At 62.3% G+C, this 22365-nt stretch carries 12 protein-coding genes and 3 pseudogenes; 14 read left to right on the top strand and 1 reads right to left on the bottom strand.

Translation table 11 applies throughout. The annotated features are described in order from the left end of the window. Position 1 precedes the first annotated feature (1 nt). The 11 genes and pseudogenes from ACFLEY_RS28165 to ACFLEY_RS28115 all read left to right on the top strand — a co-directional run bounded on the left by ACFLEY_RS28165 (position 2) and on the right by ACFLEY_RS28115 (position 15142). Positions 2-1176 (top strand): annotated as a pseudogene (locus ACFLEY_RS28165) (acetyl-CoA C-acetyltransferase). Between the two features lie 125 nt (positions 1177-1301). Then, the gene (gene phbB, locus ACFLEY_RS28160) at positions 1302-2027 is read left to right on the top strand and encodes an acetoacetyl-CoA reductase (protein ID WP_011086506.1); all 726 of its coding nucleotides are present in this window, start codon (positions 1302-1304) and stop codon (positions 2025-2027) included. Positions 2028-2095: 68 nt separating this feature from the next. Continuing rightward, positions 2096-3901, top strand: a pseudogene (locus tag ACFLEY_RS28155) (phosphate acyltransferase); the annotation flags it as partial. After that, positions 3894-4928, top strand: a pseudogene (locus ACFLEY_RS28150) (NAD(P)/FAD-dependent oxidoreductase); the annotation flags it as partial. The pseudogenes ACFLEY_RS28155 and ACFLEY_RS28150, both read left to right, overlap by 8 nt. A gap of 76 nt (positions 4929-5004) precedes the next feature. Further along, entirely contained in the window at positions 5005-6396 is a 1392-nt protein-coding gene (locus tag ACFLEY_RS28145) for a cytochrome ubiquinol oxidase subunit I (RefSeq protein WP_171901252.1), read from the top strand. Positions 6397-6556: 160 nt separating this feature from the next. Then, a protein-coding gene (locus ACFLEY_RS28140; RefSeq protein ID WP_129557324.1) for an IS3-like element ISRj2 family transposase occupies positions 6557-7686 on the top strand; the annotation gives its coding sequence in 2 pieces (ribosomal slippage) (positions 6557-6809 and positions 6809-7686; 1131 coding nt in all). A 181-nt stretch (positions 7687-7867) separates the two neighbouring features. Continuing rightward, positions 7868-8764 (top strand): cytochrome d ubiquinol oxidase subunit II, encoded by an 897-nt coding sequence (locus ACFLEY_RS28135; protein ID WP_396604263.1) that lies wholly within the window; start codon positions 7868-7870, stop codon positions 8762-8764. Then, on the top strand, positions 8757-10652 hold the full coding sequence (locus ACFLEY_RS28130) for an ATP-binding protein (protein ID WP_028170820.1): 1896 nt from the start codon (positions 8757-8759) through the stop codon (positions 10650-10652). The genes ACFLEY_RS28135 and ACFLEY_RS28130 overlap by 8 nt, the downstream gene beginning before the upstream one ends. Continuing rightward, on the top strand, positions 10645-12021 hold the full coding sequence (locus ACFLEY_RS28125; RefSeq protein ID WP_011086512.1) for a sigma-54 dependent transcriptional regulator: 1377 nt from the start codon (positions 10645-10647) through the stop codon (positions 12019-12021). Before ACFLEY_RS28130 ends, ACFLEY_RS28125 begins: the two co-directional genes overlap by 8 nt. A gap of 149 nt (positions 12022-12170) precedes the next feature. Next, positions 12171-13889, top strand: a complete 1719-nt coding sequence (gene phaC, locus ACFLEY_RS28120) for a class I poly(R)-hydroxyalkanoic acid synthase (RefSeq protein ID WP_060911511.1) — start codon at positions 12171-12173, stop codon at positions 13887-13889. 492 nt (positions 13890-14381) lie between these two features. Beyond that, positions 14382-15142 (top strand): IS5 family transposase gene (locus ACFLEY_RS28115; protein ID WP_110115998.1). Its coding sequence is split into 2 segments (ribosomal slippage): positions 14382-14721 and positions 14721-15142, totalling 762 coding nucleotides; the frame shifts between segments, so codons are not numbered across the junction. Positions 15143-15186: 44 nt separating this feature from the next. Here ACFLEY_RS28115 and ACFLEY_RS28110 read toward each other — a convergent pair. After that, positions 15187-16521, bottom strand: a complete 1335-nt coding sequence (locus tag ACFLEY_RS28110; protein WP_060909234.1) for an IS5 family transposase — start codon at positions 16519-16521, stop codon at positions 15187-15189. A 1079-nt stretch (positions 16522-17600) separates the two neighbouring features. Here ACFLEY_RS28110 and ACFLEY_RS28105 point away from each other — a divergent pair. The 3 genes from ACFLEY_RS28105 to ACFLEY_RS28095 are packed head-to-tail and all read left to right on the top strand — an operon-like array spanning position 17601 to position 22336. After that, positions 17601-18680: a HoxN/HupN/NixA family nickel/cobalt transporter gene (locus tag ACFLEY_RS28105; RefSeq protein ID WP_211433976.1), complete on the top strand. Its 1080-nt coding sequence runs from the start codon at positions 17601-17603 to the stop codon at positions 18678-18680. Then, positions 18661-20976, top strand: coding sequence for a TonB-dependent receptor (locus ACFLEY_RS28100; RefSeq protein ID WP_060911512.1), 2316 nt, complete (start codon positions 18661-18663; stop codon positions 20974-20976). The genes ACFLEY_RS28105 and ACFLEY_RS28100 overlap by 20 nt, the downstream gene beginning before the upstream one ends. Positions 20977-21016: 40 nt before the next feature. Then, positions 21017-22336, top strand: coding sequence for a DUF3422 domain-containing protein (locus tag ACFLEY_RS28095; protein WP_060911513.1), 1320 nt, complete (start codon positions 21017-21019; stop codon positions 22334-22336). The last annotated feature ends 29 nt before the right edge of the window (positions 22337-22365 follow it).

Genomic DNA, 22365 nt, shown 5'->3' with positions numbered 1-22365 from the left:
CATGACGGATGTGGTAATTGTCTCCGCGGCGCGGACGCCAGTCGGTTCCTTCAACGGGGCGTTCGGCGCGCTGTCCGCACACGAGCTCGGATAGCTGTCGCAATCAAAGGCGCCCTGGATCGCGCGAAGGTCTCGCCCGAGGATGTCGACGAAGTCATCCTGGGGCAGGTGCTATCCGGTGGTGAGGGGCAGAACCCCGCGCGGCAGGCCGCGATGGCGGCCGGCATTCCGCAGGAGAAAACGGCATGGGGCATGAACCAGCTCTGCGGCTCGGGCCTGCGGTCGGTCGCGCTTGGGCTGCAGCAGATCGCCAATGGTGATGCCAGGATCATCGTCGCCGGCGGCATGGAGTCCATGTCGATGGCGCCGCATCTGTCGCATCTGCGGAACGGCACCAAGATGGGCGACGTCAAGTTCGTCGACTCCATGCTGAAGGACGGCCTTATGGACGCCTTCCACGGCTATCACATGGGCGTCACGGCAGAGAACATCGCGGCCAGATGGCAGATCACCCGCGAGGAGCAGGATGCGTTCGCGACCAGCTCGCAGAACAAGGCCGAGGATGCGCAGAAGGGCGGCCGGTTCAAGGATGAGATCGTTCCGGTCACCGTCAAGACCAGGAAGGGCGACGTCGTCGTCGACCAGGATGAATATATCCGCCCCGGCACGACGCAGGAGTCGCTGGCCAAGCTGAAGCCCGCTTTCAACAAGGAAGGTTCGGTGACGGCGGGCAACGCTTCGGGCCTCAACGACGGCGCGGCCGCTCTGGTGTTGATGAGCGCGGACGAAGCCAGCAAGCGCGGCCTGGCGCCTCTTGCCAGGATCGTCTCGTGGGCCACGGCCGGCGTCGATCCGGCGGTGATGGGTTCGGGGCCGGTTCCGGCCTCGCGCAAGGCGCTGGAAAAGGCTGGCTGGAGGGTCAAAGATCTCGACCTCGTCGAGGCCAACGAAGCCTTTGCGGCCCAGGCCATCGCCGTCAACAAGGACATGGGCTGGGATCCGTCGATCGTGAACGTGAACGGCGGCGCCATCGCCATCGGCCATCCGATCGGTGCATCCGGCGCCCGCGTGCTGACGACGCTGCTGTTCGAGATGCAGAAGCGGGGTGCGAAGAAGGGGCTTGCCACGTTGTGCATCGGCGGCGGCATGGGTGTCGCCCTAACGGTCGAACGCTAGAAGAGCAAAGCCGGTTTTTATAGAACCGGAGAGAATCGCGGACGGCACCACGCCTTCCGCGAACGACAACGGCTGGCCGAGCGCCGGCAAATAGAGATTGAACCGACCAGGATCAGGAGGAGATCATGTCCAGAGTTGCGGTGGTGACCGGCGGAACGCGCGGTATCGGCGAGGCGATTTCGATCGCGCTCAAGGCGGCCGGCTACAAGGTAGCGGCGAGCTATGCCGGTAACGACGAGGCGGCTGCGAAGTTCAAGAGCCAGACCGGCATCAACGTCTACAAATGGGACGTCTCGAACTACGACGCCTGTGCCGCGGGTCTCAAACAGGTCGAGGCTGACCTTGGTCCGGTGGACGTGCTGGTCAACAATGCCGGCATCACCAAGGACGGCATGTTCCACAAGATGACGCCGGAGCAATGGTACGCGGTCATCAACACCAATTTGAACTCGCTGTTCAACATGACGCGGCCAGTGTGGGAAGGCATGCGCGAGCGCAAGTTCGGCCGGGTGATTTGCATCTCCTCGATCAATGGTCAGAAGGGCCAGATGGGTCAGGTCAATTATTCCGCCGCCAAGGCAGGTGATATCGGCTTCGTGAAGGCGCTGGCTCAGGAAGGGGCTCGCGCCGGCATCACCGTCAACACGATCTGCCCCGGCTATATCGCGACCGAGATGGTCAAGGCGATCAATCCGGAGATCGTGGCCAAGAACATCCTGCCCCAGATTCCGGTCGGTCGCCTCGGCGAACCACACGAGATCGCGCGCACGGTCGTGTTCCTCGCCTCCGACGATGCCGGCTTCATCACGGGATCGACGATCTCGGCGAATGGCGGCCAGCACATGATCTGAGGCCGCTTGAGAGCAGAGGGAGGCCGCGTATCGGCTTCCCGAACGAGGGAATCAAGTCGAGGGATACGATGGACCAGGATCTGAAGGAAGCCGCACTCGAATACCATCGCCTGCCGACGCCGGGAAAGATCTCGGTGGTGCCGACCAAGGCGATGGCCACCCAGCGCGATCTGGCGCTGGCCTACTCGCCCGGCGTGGCGGAGCCCTGCCTGGTCATTGCGGAGGATCCGTTGCAAGCAGATGTGCTGACGGCGCGCAGTAACCTCGTCGCCGTCGTCACCAATGGAACCGCCGTGCTCGGCCTTGGCAATATCGGCGCATTGGCTGGCAAGCCGGTCATGGAAGGCAAGGCGTGCCTGTTCAAGAAATTCGCGGGGATCGATGTCTTCGACATCGAACTCGCCGAGGAGAATCCTGATGCGCTGGTCGAGACGATCGCCAGGATGGAGCCAACCTTTGGCGGTATCAACCTGGAGGACATCAAGGCGCCGGAATGCTTCTACATCGAGAAGAAGCTCCGCGAGCGGATGAAGATCCCGGTCTTTCACGACGACCAGCACGGCACTGCGATCATCGCCGCGGCGGCGATCCTCAATGGACTGAAGCTGGTCAAGAAGGACATCGCCGACGTCAAGCTGGTGTGCTCCGGCGCGGGCGCTGCGGCGCTAGCCTGCCTCGATCTGATCGTGAGCCTTGGACTGCGCCGCGAGCGGATCATCGTGACCGATGCCAAGGGCGTCGTGTATGCCGGCCGCGCCGAAAGCATGGACGATAACAAGGCGCGCTATGCTGTGAAGACGGAGGCGCGCAAGTTAGATGACATCATTCAGGATGCGGACATCTTCCTTGGCCTGTCGGCCGGCAAGGTGCTGACCCCTGAGATGGTCAAGAAGATGACGCGCGATCCCCTGATCTTCGCGATGGCCAATCCGATTCCGGAGATCATGCCGGAGGACGCGCTGGCGGTCCGCCCCGATGCGATCATCGGCACGGGACGTTCGGACTACCCTAACCAGATCAACAATGTGCTGTGCTTCCCGTTCATCTTCCGCGGCGCGCTCGATTGCGGCGCGACCACCATCAATGAGGAGATGAAGCTTGCGACGGTGCGCGCGCTGGCGGACCTGGCTATGGCTGAGGTGCCAGAGGTGGTCGCCACAGCCTACAAGGGCGAGGAGCTTCGCTTCGGGCGCAACTATCTCATTCCAAAGCCGTTCGATCCGCGACTCATCGAGATGATTGCGCCGGCGGTAGCTAAGGCGGCTGCCGATACGGGTGTTGCCAGGCGTCCGATCGTCGATATGGACGCTTATCGGCAGAAGCTGAGCCGATTCGTCTACCAGTCCGGCAATGCGATGCAGCCGGTCTTTTCGGTGGCGAAGGGGAGCGGAAAATCCCTTGTTCTGGCGGAGGGCGAGGATGAGCGCGTGCTGCGGGCCGCACAGGTCATCGCCGACGAGCGGATCGCAAAGCCGCTGCTGCTTGGCCGGCCGGCGACGATCGAACAGCACATCAAGGCCTTCGGTCTCCGGCTCAGACCCGGACAGGACTGCGAGATCATCGATCCGCACGATGCGCAGGTCTATTCCAAATGCGCCGATGTTTATCATGCGCGCAGGAAGCGCGACGGCGTGTCGGCGGCCCTTGCGCTGTCGGAGACAAGGAGCAACGCGACCGTGCTCGCCTCGATCCTGCTCGAGCGGGGGATCGGCGATGCGATGCTTTGCGGGGTGATCGGGCGAACCGCCGATCACTTGGCCGCGATCAAGAACGTGATCGGGACGAGGGACGATGTGCGGACCCTCGCCGTGATGCAGATGCTCATTCTCCCGCAGCATCAGCTGTTCATCTGCGACACGCACTGCAATCTCAATCACCCCCTATCTCGATGCCGAAGGCCGTGAGGTGACGCCGAAGCGGAGCTTTGACTATGACGTCCTCGTCATCGCTGTCGGCAGCCAGAACAACGATTTTGGCACGCCGGGCGTCGCGGAGCACGCGATCAAGCTGGAATCGCAGGCAGATGCGAAGCGCTTTCACGAGCGAATGGTCAATGCGTGTATCCGCGCCCATGCCCAATCCTCGCCCCTTGGGGAACACCAGTTGAAGGTCGCGATCATCGGCGCCGGCGCGACCGGTGTCGAGCTTGCGGCGGAGCTGCACCGGACGACGCGAGAAGTCGTGGCCCACGGACTAGATCAGGTCGATCCGCAGAAGGACATCAGAATCACGCTGATCGAAGCCGCGGACCGGGTACTTCCCGCGCTGCCCGAACGGGTTTCAAAAGAGACGGAAAAGTTGCTCGTCAGGTTGGGCGTTAATGTGCTCGTGGGTGCCAAGGTCTCCGTAGTCGGCTCCGACCATGTGAGCCTGACAGACGGGCGAACGATTCCCGCCGAACTGATCGTCTGGGCTGCTGGCGTGAAGGCGCCCGATTCCCTGAAGGAGATCGCAGGCCTCGAAACCAACCGCATTAATCAGCTTGTCGTACGGCCGACGTTGCAGGCCACGCGCGACGATAACATCTTTGCGATCGGCGACTGCTCGGCCTGCTCATGGGGCGACCGGGGCAACGTGCCGCCGCGTGCGCAGGCGGCGCATCAGCAGGCGTCCCACCTTTACTCGCAGATCCCGCGGCATCTGCGGGGCGAGGCAATCAAGGACTATCGCTACCGTGACTTCGGATCCCTGGTCTCGCTCGGCGAGTTCAGCACGGTCGGCTCGATGATGGGGGCGCTGGTGGGCGGCAGCCTGGTCTTCGAGGGGCTGTTCGCGCGGATGATGTACCTGTCGCTGTACAAGATGCACGAGCACGCCCTGCATGGTTCGGTGAAGGTAGCGCTCGACACGTTGGCCCGCCTGATCACGCGGCGGACCGAACCGCATGTGAAGCTCCACTGATTGCGGTCGCGGAGAGAATGGATGTCGTGTGGGCCGTTATGCACATGGCGCGGTGCCTGACCTGGAGAGGATGCTGATGGACGCCGTGTTCCTCGCGCGTATCCAGTTCGCCGCGAACATCACGTTTCATATCCTGTTTCCGTCGATCTCGATCGCACTGGGCTGGGTGCTGCTGTTCTTCCGCCTGAGGCATCTGCGCGCAACCGACCCGCAGCAGAAGCTGGACTGGCTGCGCGCCTATCGGCTGTGGACCAAGGTGTTCGCATTGACATTTGCGCTCGGGGTGGTCAGCGGCGTCACTATGAGCTTCCAGTTCGGCACCAACTGGCCGGGCTACATGGAGCGGGTCGGCAATATTGCAGGCCCGCTGCTGGGCTATGAGGTGTTGACCGCGTTCTTCCTGGAAGCGGGCTTTCTCGGTGTGATGCTGTTCGGCCACCGCCGCGTCGGCGAGATGATTCATCTGGGGGCGACCTTTCTGGTCGCGCTCGGCACGTTGATGAGCGCGTTCTGGATCCTCGCCCTCAATTCATGGATGCAGACGCCGGCCGGATACGAGATCGTCGACGGCCAATTCCATGCGAAGAATTGGCTGGAGATCGTCTTCAATCCATCCTTTCCTTATCGCTTCGTCCATATGGTATTTGCATCGTCGCTGACTTGCGCGTTCCTTTTGATCGGGATCAGTGCTTGGCAGCTTCTGAAGGGCGCTGCGACAACGAGCGTGTCGCGTGTGCTGCGAACGGGGCTTGTGTTCGCAGCGCTGGCGGCACCCGCACAGATCGTGGCCGGCGATTTTCACGGGCTCAACACGCTCGAGCATCAGCCGCAGAAGATCGCGGCCGTTGAAGGCATCTGGGAAACCACGCGTGGCGCGCCGCTACTGCTGTTTGCGATTCCCGACGATGCGACGCGGTCGAACCGTTTCGAGCTGCCGGTGCCAAAGCTCGCGAGCCTGATCCTACGTCACGACCCTGACGGGGAGCTCAAGGGGCTGAACGAGTTTCCATCTGCCCATCCGCCGGTGCTGCCGCTGTTCTGGTCGTTCCGAATCATGGTGGGAACGGGCATCCTGATGCTGCTGGTCAGTTGGGTCGGCCTCTGGCGGCATTGGCGCGATGGTTGGGATTTTTCCCTTATGCCGCGACCACTGCTCAAACTGTTCGCGGGGATGACCTTCGCCGGGTGGGTCGCAACCATCGCAGGCTGGTACGTGACGGAAATCGGGCGCCAGCCCTTTATCGTATCAGGCCTGATTCGAACCAGCGAGGTCGTCTCGCGTGTTCCATCAGCGAGTATCGCGCTGACCCTGGCAATCTACGTCACGCTCTATGTCGGCCTGCTGGCGGCCTATGTCGGCGTGCTCAAATACATGGCGGAGAAGCCGGACAAGAGCACGGCGTCGGTCATGTCGGAGGAGTTTGCGGAGGACCCGCATCGGTATCAGGGCCGCGGAGAGTTCGCATGATGGTGATGTCCTTCGACGAGATGCTGCCACTGATCTTCATCGGGCTGATGGGGGTGTCGCTGCTCGTCTATGAGAGCTGGCCCCGCAAATTCGGACAGTAGCTTGAGTGGATTTTCTGCCTGACAGCGGCGAGGATTCTTGCTGCGAATCAGGAGCGAAGATGACGAAGAAGAGCCGCCGGACGCATTCTCCGGCATTCAAGGCGAAGGTTGCTTTGGCTGCGGTCAAAGGCGACAAGACACTGGCGGAGCTGGCGCAACTGTTTGATGTTCATCCGAACCAGATCACGATCTGGAAAAACCAGCTCCTGGAAGGCGCCGCCGGCGTGTTTGGGCATGACAAGACATCGGCCGAGACGCCGGTCGATTTGAAGGCGTTACATGCCAAGATCGGCGAGCTGGCGTTGGAAAACGATTTTTTGTCCGGCGCGCTCACCAAGGCGGGCCTGCTGAGCGCAAAGCGATGATCGACCGCGGTCATGATCTTTCTATCGTGCGCCAGGCGAAGGTCCTGAAGCTGGCTCGCAGCACGGTCTACTATGAACCTCGGCCAGTTTCGGCCGAGGACCTTGCCTTGATGCGTCGGCTCGATGAGCTGCATCTCGATTATCCCTTCGCGGGAGCGCGTATGCTGCGATCGTTGCTGCGGCGGGAGGGCGTATACGCCGGTCGCCGCCACATCGCGACGCTGATGAAGCGCATGCGGATCGAGGCGGTCTATCGTCGCCCGAACACGAGCAAGCCGGCTCCGGGTCACAAGATCTACCCGTACCTGTTGCGCGGATTGAAGATCGAGCGGCCCGACCATGCGTGGGCAATGGACATCACCTACATTCCGATGCGGCGTGGCTTCGTCTATCTCGCGGCGGTCGTCGATGTGTTCAGCCGACGGGTCCTGGCCCATCGCGTCTCGATCACAATGGAGGCGGCCTTCTGCGTCGAAGCGGTCCAGGAGGCGTTGGCGAAGCACGGCAGGCCCGAGATTTTCAACACGGATCAGGGCAGCCAGTTCACCAGCCTCGAGTTCACCGATGTGCTGCTGGACGCGAAGATCGCCATCAGCATGGACGGCAAGGGCGCCTGGCGCGACAACGTGTTTGTCGAGCGGCTCTGGCGCACGGTCAAATACGAAGAAGTTTATCTCCGCGCCTACGACAGCGTGTCCGAGGCGCGAGCGTCAATTGCCAAGTATCTGGCCTTCTACAATCAGGGACGCCCTCACTCGAGCCTTGACGGGCGCACGCCCGACGAGGCTTACTTCGGCACGCAAGCTATGGTGATGGCCGCATGACCGTCGCCGACGGTTTTGTCGTCGCTCTGGTCGGGCTACGCCCTCCCGACGCAACGACAAAACCGTAAAGCCCCGCGTTCAGCATAACCCGGCAGGAATCCACTTAAATCCAGCGGGGCGCTGTCCAAACAACCGGGGCCAGCTCTATGTCGTCAGCGACGGCTACGACCTCGGGGTCGGCATGCTCATGCACCGCGCGACGCCCGAGGAGCGCGATACTATGGTCGCGTCGATCGGCCCGTTCTGGGACGCCAACGAAACCTGGCTCGTGCTTGGCGTCGGTCTGCTGCTGGTCGCGTTCCCGAAAGCGCATGGGCTGGTGCTGTCGGAATTATATCTTCCGACCGCGCTGATGCTGGTCGGCCTGGTCCTCCGCGGCGCAGCGTTTGATTTCCGGGTCAAGGCAAAGACCGGCCGGAAGGCAATGTGGGATCGCATGTTCATCGCCGGGTCGATGCTGGCGTCCATCTGCCAGGGCTGGATGCTTGGCCGCTACATCAGCGGGTTCGGCGAAGGCTGGAATTATCCGATCTTCGCTGGCGCAATTGCGGTGGCGCTTCCGATGGCCTATGCGCTGCTCGGCGCGACATGGCTCGTTATGAAGACGCAGGGTGAACTGCAGGAGAAGGCGATCGAGTGGAGCAAGATCGCTTGGGCACCCATGGTCCTGGGCCTGATCCTGATCTCGATGGCAACGCCATGGATCAGCGAGACCGTCCGCGTCAGGTGGTTCACGCTGCCGGCGATCATCGCGGTGGCGGCGATCCCGATCACGTCCGGCGTTGCGCTGCTGGCAGTTCGCCTTCTGCTGGGGACGCCAGCCGTGCGCGGGGCACTGTGCTGGCTGCCCTTCGTGCTGCTGGTCCTGGTCTTCTTCCTGAGCTTCCTCGGGCTCAGCTACAGCATCTATCCGTTTGTCGTGATCGACCGGCTCACGGTCTGGCAGGCCGCCAGCAGCCCGGAGTCGCTGAAGGTGATCTTGATCGGGGTCTGCGTGACACTGCCGGTCATCATCGCCTACATCGGATTTTCCTATCGCGTATTCCGAGGCAAGGCCATAGAGTTGGACTATGCGTGAGCCGTCGTCCGCAGTGGCCGGTGCTCCACAGTTTGTGCTGGTTCAGGAGATGACGGAGCTTCTATCCCTGGTGAGTGTCAAGGGACCTGCCAAAGTCAGTTCGGTGGTGCCGGTTTCCACGCGTTGGCTCGTTCGTGGCGCATTTGCCCTCGCGCTGGTCGCCGCGGCGGCGTGGCTGGGATACATGGTCACGTTCCGCCGGGGACTGGACCATCTGCACGCCGCGGCCCAGCAGCGGCTGACCGTCGAGGCCGCGAGGCTCGACGGCTACCTGTCGAGATTTGAATATCTTCCGTCTCTCCTGGAGACATCGCCCAGCGTGTTCCGGCTGCTCGAGGCGCCCAGCGATCCTGCACTGCAGCAAAACGTCAGCTTGTATCTGAAGTCGATCAACCTGCTTGCGGGAGCCGACAATCTCTATGTCCTTGGCGTCACCGGCGCGACATTGGCCGCGGCTGATTTCGACCAGCCCGGCACGCCCTTCGGCGAAAACCTGTCGTATCGCCCCTATGTGAGCGAAGCGCTCTCGAATGGCCGCGGCGCCTTCTTTGGTGTCGGTATCACGACCGCGCGCGCCGGCTACTATCTGTCCTATGCGCTGAAGGACGGCGGAACGACAAAGGGGATCGCGACCGTCAAGGTCAATCTGGATTCGTTCGAGCGGGCGTGGCGCAGCACCGACAACGACATTCTTCTGGTCGACGAGCGCAAGGTGACGATCCTTGCCGCCCGCGACGAGTGGCGCTATCGCCCCATGGCGCCGCTTTCGGTTCCAACACGTGATGACATTGCGCGATTCAAACCCTACGGAAACCACGATCTTGTGCCACTTGGATGGACGCTCGTCGATCAATCTGAGAACGGCACGGCACGGATCATAGCGGAGAACGGTACCGCCTATACGGTCAGCGAGGTCCCAATCAACCGCGGTCTGTGGAAGCTCGTGCTTCTCGACGACGAGGCGCCCACGCGGCAGACCGCGCTCATCATCGGGATCATATCGGGTCTCGCCGCCCTCGTCGCGCTGCTGGCGCTTGGTCTTGTCGAGCAACGCCGCCGGGAGATCAAGCAACGCTTGGCGAGCCAAGCCGCGTTGCAGGCGGCCAACGACATGCTCGAGACCAGGGTGCAGGAGCGCACCGCCGAATTGCGGGCTGCGCAGGATGAACTCGTTCATGCCGGCAAGCTGGCAGCCCTCGGCCAGATGTCGGCCGGCATCGTGCACGAGTTGAACCAGCCGCTGGCGGCCCTGCAAACTGCCGCCGACAATGCGGTCCTGCTCGTTGATCGCGGATCGATTGGCGATGCTCGCGGAAATCTCACCCGAATTGGCGAATTGGTGCGGAGGCTCGGCCGCTTGACCAGCCAGCTCCGCGTGTTCGCGTACAAGTCGAGCAGCCCGCTTGGCGCGGTGTCCGTCGAGCATGCAGTGGCTGAATCGCTCAAGATATTGGCCGGGCGTGTCAAGGAGGGCGGTGTTGCCGTGGCGACAGAGATCGACGCTAAGCTCTTCGTCATTGCCGATCAGACACGGCTGGAGCAGCTGCTGTGCAACATCGTGGCCAATGCGCTGGATGCCGTGGAAGGTGTCGAGCGGAAGTCGATCCTGATCCGGGCGGGCAGGGAAGAGGCGCAGACCGTCCGCTGCCGCATCGTGATCAGCAACAGCGGGCCGACGATCGCCTCCGACGTCCTGCAGCGCATGTTCGAGCCGTTCGTGACAACCAAGCCCGCGGGAAAGGGGCTCGGCCTTGGCCTGATGCTTTCTAATCACATTGCACGCTCGTTCGGCGGCGAACTGCATGCGCGAAACCTGACGCCTGATGGTGCCGAATTCGTCGTGACCCTTCCATTGGCAGAGATAGCAGAGGCGGCCTCGCATGGGTGATGACCAATCGATCGGCGTGATCTATGTCGAGGACGACGACGACGTCCGGATCGGCGGCGTCCAGGCGCTCGAGCTCGCAGGATTTTCCGTTTCCGGATTTGCCTCGGTTGAGAGCGCCAGCGGCTCCGTTCGGGCAGATATGCCTTTTGTCGTGGTCTGCGATGTGCGCCTGCGCGGGCGTAGCGGTCTCGACTGGCTGTCCGATCTGCGCCGACTGGACCAGGATCTGCCTGTGATCCTGATCACGGGTCATGGCGATATTTCGATGGCCGTGCAGGCAATGCGGACCGGCGCTTATGATTTCATCGAGAAGCCCTGCTCCTCGGAGCAGTTGATCTCAGTGGTGCGCCGGGCGGCGGAGAAGCGGCGGCTGACGCTCGAGGTGCGATCGTTGCGGTCCGCCTTGGCGGACCGCAACGGAATCGAGGCGAGCTTGCTCGGCCGATCACCGCAGATCCAGGAGGTGCGCCGGCTCGTCTCCACCTTGGCGGCGACCAATGTCGACGTCACGATCTATGGTGAGACCGGAACCGGCAAGGACGTCGTCGCGCGCTGCCTGCACAATCACAGCGGCCGCCGCGGCGGCAATTATGTCGCGGTGAATTGCGGCGGTCTGCCGGAATCGCTGGTCGAGAGCGAGCTGTTCGGCCACGAGGTGGGCGCGTTCACCGGCGCCACCCGTCAGCGGATAGGAAAGATCGAATACGCCAGTGGCGGAACGCTGTTCCTCGACGAGATCGAGAGCATGCCGCTGAGCGTCCAGGTTAAATTGCTGAGATCGCTCCAGGATCGCTCGATCGAGCGCGTCGGCACCAACAAGGCGATCGCGGTGGATTGCCGTGTCGTGGCTGCGAGCAAGGTGAATTTGCTCGAGCTGAGCGAAAAGCGTCTGTTTCGTGCCGATCTGTACTATCGCCTCGGCGTCGCTTTCATCGAGCTCCCGCCGTTGCGCGAACGGCGGGAGGATATCCCGCTGCTGTTCGAGCACTTCACCCTGGATGCGGCGAGGCGGTTCGAGCGTGACGCCCCGATTCTGGACGAACAGACCATGTCTCACCTGCTGGCCTATTCGTGGCCGGGCAACGTACGCGAGCTTCGCAACGTCGCCGACCGTTTCGTGCTCGGTGTCCTCGACAGCAAGGCGGTCAATAAATCCGGTTTCGGTACGTCGGATGTGTCATTGCCGCGGCAACTCGAGAACATCGAGCGATCGATCATCGAGGACGCGCTCCGGCGCAAGCAGGGCGACGTCCAGGCAACGGCCGCGCTTCTCAGCATTCCGAAGCAGACGCTGTACGACAAGATCAAACGCCTCTCCGTGAATGTCGATGGCATCAGGGAGGGTGCGGCCGTCCGCTCCGGGTCCTGAGATCGCGGCGGACCGTGGGACGAACCGACCGGCCCGCCCATGCGGGCCCAGATAGCTAGCACGCTCTCGGTGCAGCCGAGGGCAAAGGGCGCCGGCAGAAGCCGCCCGTTATCGGAAGGCAACGAACCAATCAGATCTTGAGGAACGCCATGAATCGGCCATTCAACGTGCCTGATGAATTTGTCGAGGGCTTTTTGAAGGCGGGGGAAAGTCTGTGGCGATCGCTTGGGTGGGCACCGAACAGCGATCGCGACGGGGCGAACCTCGGCTCAGCCCTGAATTTATCGGGGCGTCTCGCCGAATTGCAGGCCGAGCACATGAAGCGGCTATACCAGCTCACCGAGCACGTCATCAAATCGGCCGCCGGCGTGCAAGGCGAAGGAGGCATTGAGCCTGCACGCGGCGATCGCCGGTTCAACGCCACGGAATGGCGGGACGATGCGGCCTATAGTCTGTTGAAGCAATGCTATTTGCTGAACTCGCGCTACTGCGTCGACTTCGTCGAGGCGCTCGATCTCGACGAGAAGGAAAAGCATCGACTGCGCTTCTTCACGCGCCAGCTCATCGAGGCGATGAGCCCGACCAATTTCCTGGCCACCAATCCGGATGTCATCAAGCTCGCGACGGACAGCGAAGGTCAAAGCCTCAAGGCGGGCCTGGAGAACCTGATGAGCGATCTGGGCAGGGGTAGCCTGACGATCACGGATGAGGAGGCTTTCGAGGTCGGAAAGGATGTCGCCGCATCCAGGGGCGCGGTTGTGTTCGAAAACGAGCTGTTTCAGCTCATTCAATACGCGCCTGCGACGGAGCAGGTGGCCGCCCGGCCTCTGCTGATCGTGCCGCCCTGCATCAACAAGTTCTACATTCTCGACCTCCAGCCGGCCAATTCGTTCGTTCGAGTCGCGGTCGAGAACGGCTTCACGGTCTTCGTGGTTTCATGGCGCAACCCGGATGCCTCCTGCGGCCACATTCGATGGGACGACTACGTTGAGGATGGCGCCATACGCGCCATCGACATCGCCCGATCGATTTCGGGTGTAGACAAGATCAACGTCCTGGGTTGGTGTGTCGGCGGAACGATCTTGTCATCCGCACTCGCCATTCTGCGAACGCGCGGCGATGAATCGGTTGCCAGTGTGACGTTGCTGACGACCATGCTCGACTTCCGAGAACCGGGCGATCTTGGCGTATTCGTGGACGAGGAAGGGGTGCGGCAGCGCGAGCAGACGATCGGGAGGGAAGGCATCTACCGCGGCGCCGAGCTCGGCTTCGTCTTTCAGACGCTGCGGTCGAAGGAGCTGATCTGGCCGAACGTGATCAACAACTATCTGAAGGGAAAGTCGCCGGAGCGTTTCGATCTGCTGTTCTGGAACGCGGATGTCACCAACCTTCCCGGACCGATGTATTGCTTCTACATCAGGAACATGTACCTGGAGAACAATCTTCGGGAGCCGAACCGGTTGACAATGTGCGGCACTCCTGTCGATCTGGCCCGGGTCGATCTGCCTGCTTACGTGCTGGCAACCGCCGAAGATCATATCGTGCCGTGGCGATCGGCCTATCGCACCACCGGCCTGTTCAGTGGCAACACCCGCTTTGTGCTCGGCGCCAGTGGGCACATTGCCGGCGTGATCAATCCCGCCTCCAAGAACAAGCGAAGCTATTGGCTGTCGGACCAGCGATGCGACGATCCCGCCGCGTGGCTTGCGAGCGCCGACGAAAGGCCGGGCAGTTGGTGGAACGATTGGATAGCGTGGCTCAAGCCGTGGGCTGAAGACCGGGTGCCCGCCCGGACGCAACTCGGCAGCAACCTCTATCCGCCGGGGGAAGCGGCACCGGGCCGATATGTGAAAGCGAAGGCGAACTGACATCGTTGAACGGTCATGGAACGATTGGAAGGTAGCGGGAGCGTTAGCCGTTCAAAGCGGTCGCTGAGCGAGGCGATCTCATCATCAGAAATGACTATGGGTTGCTCTTTGTACCGTTTGACGATTTCGATAGGTTACTAAAAGCTGCCACAGAAAAGTCCGAGCGGAGCGGAAGCAGATCTCGAACATTGTGGCGGGCGCGCAGGGATTCTTCTCTGCGCGAGCTGGGCTGCGAAGGTCTCGATTGAAGAGGGAAATTCGTGAGCAGAAATTATACTCACACCGCGAAGTGAGTATGACTCAGGCAGCTACAACCTCGATGTCCAAAGAAGCTTTGCCTGCACATGCACGCCTTGACCTCCGCCTGACGTGTGCACTGAGAATCCGAAGAAGCGATTTCCGCTTCCAATTCATGCAAATATCGTCCTAGGGTCTGTACCTAAATAGCGCCACGTGATTCTCTTGCCTACGTGTTGATTCGGGGGCGAGAGAATGCGCGCTGGTTTGTTTTGGCTGAACGACAGGCAATGGGCGCGTATCGAACCGCATCTGCCGAGGGGACTGACGGGGCCGGATCGGGACGACGACCGACGCATCGTCAGCGGCATCATTCACATGCTGCAATCGGGTGCACGATGGCGTGATTGTCCACGTGAATACGGCCCTTACACGACGATCTACAATCGCTTCAATCGCTGGGCCAAGCGAGGACGATGGTGCGCAATCTTCGAAGCGCTGGCCAAGCCTGGCGAAGACGGCGTCGTACTGTCGCTCGACTCGACCTCGATTAAAGCTCACCGGTGTGCCTCCGGCGGAAAAGGGGGGAGCACAATCAAGCAATCGGCCGCTCGCGCGGAGGCCGCACGACAAAAATCCATGCGCTGAGCGATCCGCTCTGCCGGCCGGTCGTCCTGCATCTGACTCCAGGCCAGGATGCCGATATCGCTGCGGCTCCCGATGTCCTGGCGCTCGCGCCACCCATGAGCGTGCTCCTCGCCGACAAAGGGTATGATGGCGACAAGCTTCGCGGCGAAATCATTCGTCGTGGCGCCAAGCCCGTAATCCCCAATAAATCTAACCGTGTCGTCATCCATCGCTTCAACAAACGCGCCTACAAAGGACGAAATGTCATCGAACGCTGCTTTTGCAGGCTCAAGGACTTCCGGCGCATCGCCACGCGATATGACAAGCTCGCCCGTAATTTTTTGGCCGCTGTTCATCTCGCCGCTCTCGTCGCATATTGGCTCAATTGAGTCTGGACCCTAGTCCTCCGTGAAGAACGCGGACGAGCGCTGATTTAAGCGATCTTTTGAGCCGGGACAGTTTCGGCGAAGGCGCGGATGATGGCACGCAAGAGTTCTGCGAGCCATCGCAGGAGCAGGCCGAAGTTGTAGCCGGCCGCGGCGAGGACGGCGTTGATGCGGTCACCGACGCTGCCTTTGAGATAGTTGCGGTCCATGCGGTGCTCGGCCTTGACGTGACCGATGACGGGTTCGACAGCCGCGCGACGCTTCATCTCGCTCCGGATGGAAGCCGTGACGCGGCGAACCTGACCCGAGATCCAGACCCTGAACCGGTGCGGGTAGTTGTGGCCACGGTACCCTTTGTCGACGTGGATACGACGAGCCTCCACGCCGGTGAGCTTCTCCATGTCGGCGACCACGGGGCCGAGCGTGTGGCCGTCAAAGGGATTGCCGTGCAGCGCCTTGGTATGGAGCACGAACTGTCCACCCTTCGGGGACGTCACGGGGGTGGCGATACTGACCTTGCAGCCGAACTCGTAAGGCGCGCGGGCTTTGCCCTTGCCGATGCACTCGACCTCCGGCGCATGCAACGCATAGACCTTGGGGCCGCGCTGATGCTGATCCTGGCTGCGCACCCGCTGCGCCAGATCGAGCAGCGGGCCGAAGCGCGCTTCCAGCGCCGCATCGCCATCAATCTTGCGGCGGATGTCGCGGATGATCCGGCCAAGCCGCGTCCGCAGGAACTTGAGTTGGCGCCGGGCGCGCTTGAACTGGTGAGCGTGGGTATAGCGGCCGACCATGATGGCGGCGCGCTTGGCCAGGCGCAGATAGCTCTGGCGCAGCGGCACACGGTTGCGCTTGGCAAGCCCGACGAGCTTGGTGATGGCCCGATGCATCAGCCGCGCGTCGGTCGGATGGGCAACGGCCTTGGGCTGCACCGTGGTATCGACCACCACTCGCTCCAGGTCCTTGGGACCGATGGCGCCAGTCTTGTGTGCCACCGACAGACTTTCCTGGATCAACGCGACGAGCTGCTCCTCGCCGAGCCGCTGGCGCCAGCGCGTCATCGACGATCGATCGAACGGCAGCCGGTGGCAGAAGCTTAACTCGCCGCAGAAGTATTGGTAATAAGGGTTCTCGATCCAGCGGGCGCACAGCACCTCATCCGAGAGATTGTGCATGTGCTTCAGAATGAACAGGCCGGCGACAAGCCGCGTCGGTAGGCCAGGCTGCCCCGGCCCGGTTTGGCACACCGAACCAAAGCGGTCATCCAGAAACTTCCAGTCGATCAGCGCCGCCAACCGCACCAGCGGGTGGCCCATGTCGATGATTTGATCGAGCGCCGGAAGCAACAGGTCTTTCTGGCGATCATCCCGCGGTTTGCTCATCGCCGTCCCCAATGCCGATGACCCGTCCGTCAGGGAATCACGAATCGCTCGAAAGCAAAATCCCAAAACGCAAGAAACCGCGGCCCAACACCCGGCTTTCCTGCAAAATCGAATACTTTATCGAGACAACTTCTGCCTATCTCTCAGGCCGATCTGCATTCTTCACGGACGACTCCTAGAAGAGCCAAGCTACGGAAGCCCTCGTCAAACGAGAATTCTCAGTCGGTCTAATCACATAAAGGACTGATCGGAGTTGAAATACCTCAATAAGATGAACAGCTTAGGGCGCAAATTTGCCGTGGCCCCCATGATGGATTGGACTGAGAGTTCAAGTTCTTCAATCGGTTAGAAGGCCGCGTGTGCACGACGTGTGCACCGGGAAATCAAGAGAAATCCTGCGCAGGCTCAGCTGGATCCGATGCACAGTGCCGTCCATGACCAGGACGGGCTGCAGGGACTGCCCGTAACGAAGCGCTGGCCCGGTCAAATGGGCTTGGTGTCAGGTCCGATGGCCGGCTGTGCAGATTGCGCGGGGCCCAAGCCGCTACCGGAGCACTGTACAATGCCAGCACCGACAGGTTGGGCACCGCAGGACGGCGAAGAGCTGTCGCAGATCGTCAACAGGTCGCAGCCGGTCCGATCGAGCAGCATCACGCTGCGTTGAAGACGTCTTCGGCCATGGCGAAAAGCGCCGCGACCGGCCGCCAATGCGGGCATCAACGTTCTGATCCTCTGGGCGCACCGAGGGCAATGCGGTGAAAAAATCGGACAACTAATCGAAATGATGCACGTGAGCGCAATTGGTGCAGTGCTGCAGTTCGTCGGCGGATGGACCGCCGAGGTTTGAGTTGATCCCTCGTATGTGTGCGGCTCCATTCCGTGGTGACTGCGTGTTGCCGATCGTGGATAGTTGATTTCCACACGACGCGTGTTGAGCGACAGCGCTCCCGATCCGAAACTTCCACAAAATCAGTGCTTTCGCCGGCGCCGACCGGGCGATTGGCAGCCTCCCCCGAATGTGGCCCGGCTCTTGCTGAAGAGTATGATGGATTGATACAAACGTCATACTTGGAGGGGGCATGGATCGGTCGGGTCATGTCGCGAGGCGAGCGTTCGAGCCCGGTTCGATCGTGCTGTTCGGTGGACTGATTGCTGCCAACGTCGCCGCGTGGATCTGGGCTTTCACGCTGTTTGCCGACCGGCCCGCGGTGATGGCGACCGCGCTGCTTGCCTGGGTGTTCGGCCTGCGCCATGCCGTCGATGCCGACCACATCGCCGCCATCGACAATGTCGTACGCAAGTTGATGCATGCGGGCGAGATGCCACGATCCGCGGGCCTGTATTTCGCGCTGGGCCATTCCACCGTCGTCGTGGTCGCAACGATATTGATTACGCTCGGCGTGGTGCGCTTCGGTGGCGAAAGCCTGCTCAAGGAGATCGGCGGCCTGATCGGCACCTCCGTCTCGGCGCTGTTCCTGCTGGTGATTGCGGTGATCAATCTCGCCATCTTCGTCGGCCTGCGGCGAACTTTGCGCGAAGTGCGCGAGCAGGGCATCCATCACGCTGCGCGGCTCGATGCGCTGCTCGCTCATCGCGGATTGCTGGCGCACCTGCTCGGTCCCATGTTCCGCCTGGTCACAAAGCCCTGGCACATGTATCCGCTCGGGCTTTTGTTCGGGCTCGGCTTCGACACCGCGACCGAAATCAGCCTGCTCGGCATCTCTGCCACCGAAGCCGTGCGCGGCGTGTCGCTCGCGCATGTGCTGGTCTTTCCCGCTCTGTTCGCCGCCGGCATGGCGCTGGTCGACACCGCCGATTCCGCGCTGATGGTGAGTGCCTATCGCTGGGCCTTCGTCGATCCCACGCGAAAGCTCTGGTACAACCTCACCATCACGGGCGCCTCCGTCGCGGTCGCGCTGTTCATCGGCGGCATCGAGGCGCTGGGCTTGATCGGCAACCGGCTCGATCTCTCCGGCGGTGTGTGGTCGCTGGTCGAGGCCGTCAACCACTCGCTCGCCAATTTCGGCCTCGCCGTGATCGCGTTGTTCGCGATCGCCTGGCTGCTCTCGATCGTGCTCTACCGGCGCTTGATTGCGGACAGCTCAGGCCTTGCCGCCACAGAAGTCCTGGAATGCGCTGATGCGACCGAGGCGGTCTGAGTCTTGCCGACGCTGTGGTCCGCTGACGGTGCTCTCAGCCCTCTGGCCCCTCGCGGTTGACGGCAACGCCTTCGCACGGGACGATGGCGGCCTGCGCGAACTGCCGCCGGTCCAGATTTTTGCCGTTCAGACACCGCGTCACAAGAGGCCGCCTGCGTCGCGGCACGCCGGCACATCGACACGGGCCGGTCATCGGATCTTCGTGTATCCGGCAACAGCGCCAGCATCGGGCACTCGCAGCGTCGTCTCCAGCGCAAAGGGTCCGTCGGGCATGGCCAGCGAACTCACCGTCTCCGGCGAGCAGCTCAACGCGCGCCCCTTCACGCGGCCGGGCGAGGCGCTCGAAGCCGTGCCGGGCCTGATCGTGACCCAGCACTCCGGCGAGGGCAAAGCGAACCAGTATTTCTTGCGCGGCTATAACCTCGACCATGGCACGGATCTCGCGATCACCGTCGATGGCGTCCCCGTCAACATGCGCACCCACGCGCACGGCCAGGGCTATGCCGATCTCAATTGGCTGATCCCGGAAACCGTCAGCGCGATGGACGTGCGCAAGGGGCCGTATTTCGCTGAGGAGGGCGATTTCGCCTCCGTCGGCAGCGTCCATATCGGCCTGATCGATCGCACCGAGAAGGGCCTTGCGCAGGTGACTGTCGGCAGTTTTGGCTATCGCCGTCTGCTCGGCATGGACTCCGCCAGGGTCGGCGACGGATCGTTGCTGGTCGCCGGCGAGCTCGGCACCTACAACGGTCCCTGGAACAATCCGGACAATGTGCGCAAGCTGAATGGGCTCGTTCGCTACAGCCAGGGCACCGCGACGGATGGCATCTCCGTCACCGGCATGGCCTATGTCAATAAATGGAGTTCCACCGACCAGGTGCCGCAGCGCGCGATCACCGCCGGCCTGCTTGATCGCTTCGGCTCGGAAGATCCGACCGACGGCGGCAACACCAACCGCTTCGCGCTCTCGGGCCGCCTCGCGCAGAGCGACGATCTCGGCTCCTGGAAGGCGAACGCCTATGTCGTGAAGAGCCAGCTCGATCTCTTCAACAACTTCACCTATTTCCTCAGCGATCCCGTGCTCGGCGACCAGTTCGACCAGCACGATGATCGCCTGATGGCCGGCGCCAACATCTCGCGCACGCTGAACGGCTCGCTTGCGGGCCTGCCGATGCAGACGAGCTTCGGCCTGCAATCGCGCTATGATGCGATTGATCTGGCGCTGACCAACACGGTCCAGCGCAGCTACCTCTCCAGCATCCGCAGCGACAAGGTCGGCGAGCGCAGCGTCGGCGTCTACGCCGAAAACACCGTGCGCTGGACCGACTGGCTCAGGACCACAATGGGCTGGCGCGGCGACTATTATGCCGCCGACGTCACCTCGCTGTTCAATTCAAACAATTCCGGCAGCGTCAATGCCTCGCTCGGCAGCCCGAAATTCCGCATGGTGCTAGGTCCCTTCAACCAGAGCGAATTCTTCCTTGGCGCCGGCTACGGCATGCACTCCAACGACGCCCGCGGTGCCACAACGACGGAGGACCCGAGCGATCCCGCGATAAAACTCTCGCCGTCGCCGCTGCTGGTGCGCACCAGGGGCGCCGAGGTCGGCGTTCGCAGCAGGATCATTCCCGGCCTCGATTCCTCGTTCAGCGTCTTCATCCTCGACCAGGATTCCGAGATCCTGTTCTCCGGCGATGCCGGCGACACCGAGGCGACCCGGGCCAGCCGCCGCTATGGCTTCGAGTGGACCAACCACTATCGCCCAAAATCCTGGATCGACATCGATGCCGATCTGGCGATGACCCACGCACGCTTTCGCGGCTATGACAGCGACCAGGCGGCGGTCTACGCCGCGCTTGCCGGCTATCCGGAGGCGCAGATCGGCAACGCGCCCGGAAATTACATCCCGAACGCGCCGCCGATGGTGGCATCAGCCGGCATCACGTTCGGCGAGAAGATCGGCTGGTTCGGGACCTTGCGCTGGCGCTATCTCGCCTCCAGCCCGCTGACGGAAGACAATGCGTTCCGCTCGTTCGCAACCAGCATCTTCAACGGCCGCCTCGGCTATCGCGCCGACAATGGCTGGCGGGTCCAGCTCGATGTGCTCAACCTGTTCAATACGAGATCGAACCAGATTACTTATGCCTATGGCTCGCTGCTGAAGACCGATACGCTCTATAATCTCTGCACGTCAGGCACCGCGCCGGCGGCCGTGTGTCAGAACGGCATGATGGATTACGTGCTGCACCCGGTCGAGCCGCTGACGTTCCGCCTCACCATGGCCGGAACGTTCTAGAAGAGGTGGGTTGTGCCCGTTAAAGGCCGAGGATTTGTCGATGAACTCTGGTCCTGATCTCGCCAGCTTCCGGCTGCATCCGCAGCGCGGTGCGGTGCTGAGTGAGGTGCATGCCCGTCCGTTCACGCGGCTGACCGCGCCACTCGGCGCCCTGCGCTTTGCGTTTCTCAGCCAGGGCGACACCGCCGCCGCCGATCGGCAAAGCTTCGCCGCCTTTTGTACCGCGCAGGGACTGCCGGCGCCGGATGCTTCGGCAAAACACCATCAGGTGACGATCGGCGCAATCGTCTTGCGCTGGGAGCAGCATTCCGAGTTCACGACATTCACCTGGATCTGGCATCATGGGGAGCCGCCCCGTCCATTCGGTGCGGTGGACGAGGATCTCGTGGCGCTGATCCGCGCGGTGCCGCAGACGGGACAATTGCTTGTCGCGCTCAAGCTCGAGGTCGAGCAGCCATCAGCCGCGGTCGAACGTGCCGAGCAGCTTTTCGAGAAAGGCAGTCTCGCCATGGCCGCCGTCCAAAGCGGCCCGGCCGTCGTCGCCTCCGACTTCCGCGTGGACGAGCACGGCTTCGTGCGTCTCCTGATTTGCAACGACGGCCTGTCGCCGGGCCGTTTGGGCGCTCTGGTGCAGCGCGTGCTGGAGATCGAGACCTATCGCACGCTGGCGCTGCTCGGCTTGCCGGCCGCGCTCGAGCTCGCACCATCGGTCGATCACATCGGGCGCCGACTGGTCGAGGTGCTCGAGCAGATGCAGGTTGCGGAGGACCTCAAGCTTAACAATCATCTTCTGACCGAGCTGACTGCGCTCGCCGCCTCGCTCGAGCGCGGCGCCGCCGGCAGCCTGTTCAGGTTCGGGGCCAGTCGGGCTTATTACGATATCGTGCAGGCCCGCCTCGGGGTGATCGAAGGTGGCGAGATCGCAGGCTATCCGACCTGGTCGTCGTTTCTCGCCCGCCGGATGGCGCCGGCGATGCGCACCTGCGCCGCCCTGGAGGAGCGTCAGGCCAATTTGTCGATCAAGCTTGCGCGCGCCGCCGATCTCCTGCGCACCCGCGTCGACGTCGAGCTGGAGGAGCAGAACCGCGACCTCCTGCGCTCGATGAACGAGCGCACCAAGCTGCAATTGCGTTTGCAAAGTACGGTCGAGGGCCTGTCGGTGGCAGCGATCGGCTATTACGTCGTCAGCCTGTTCGGGTATCTTGCCAAGGGCGCGCATGACGGCGGCGTACATGTCGAGCCGTCGCTGGCGACCGCGCTGTTCGTGCCGGTCGCTATCGGCGTCACCTGGATTGTCACGCACCGGATTCGCCAGCGGCACTTGAAGCATGACGGCGCGACGTCGGGCGGGCATGATTGAGATCCCTCAAGCCAGAGCCTTGCTCTTGT

Origin of the sequence: Bradyrhizobium sp. YCK136, assembly GCF_044570075.1 — a bacterium.
In the GTDB taxonomy this organism is placed as follows: domain Bacteria; phylum Pseudomonadota; class Alphaproteobacteria; order Rhizobiales; family Xanthobacteraceae; genus Bradyrhizobium; species Bradyrhizobium diazoefficiens.
This window is presented reverse-complemented; position numbering and strand designations above follow the sequence as displayed.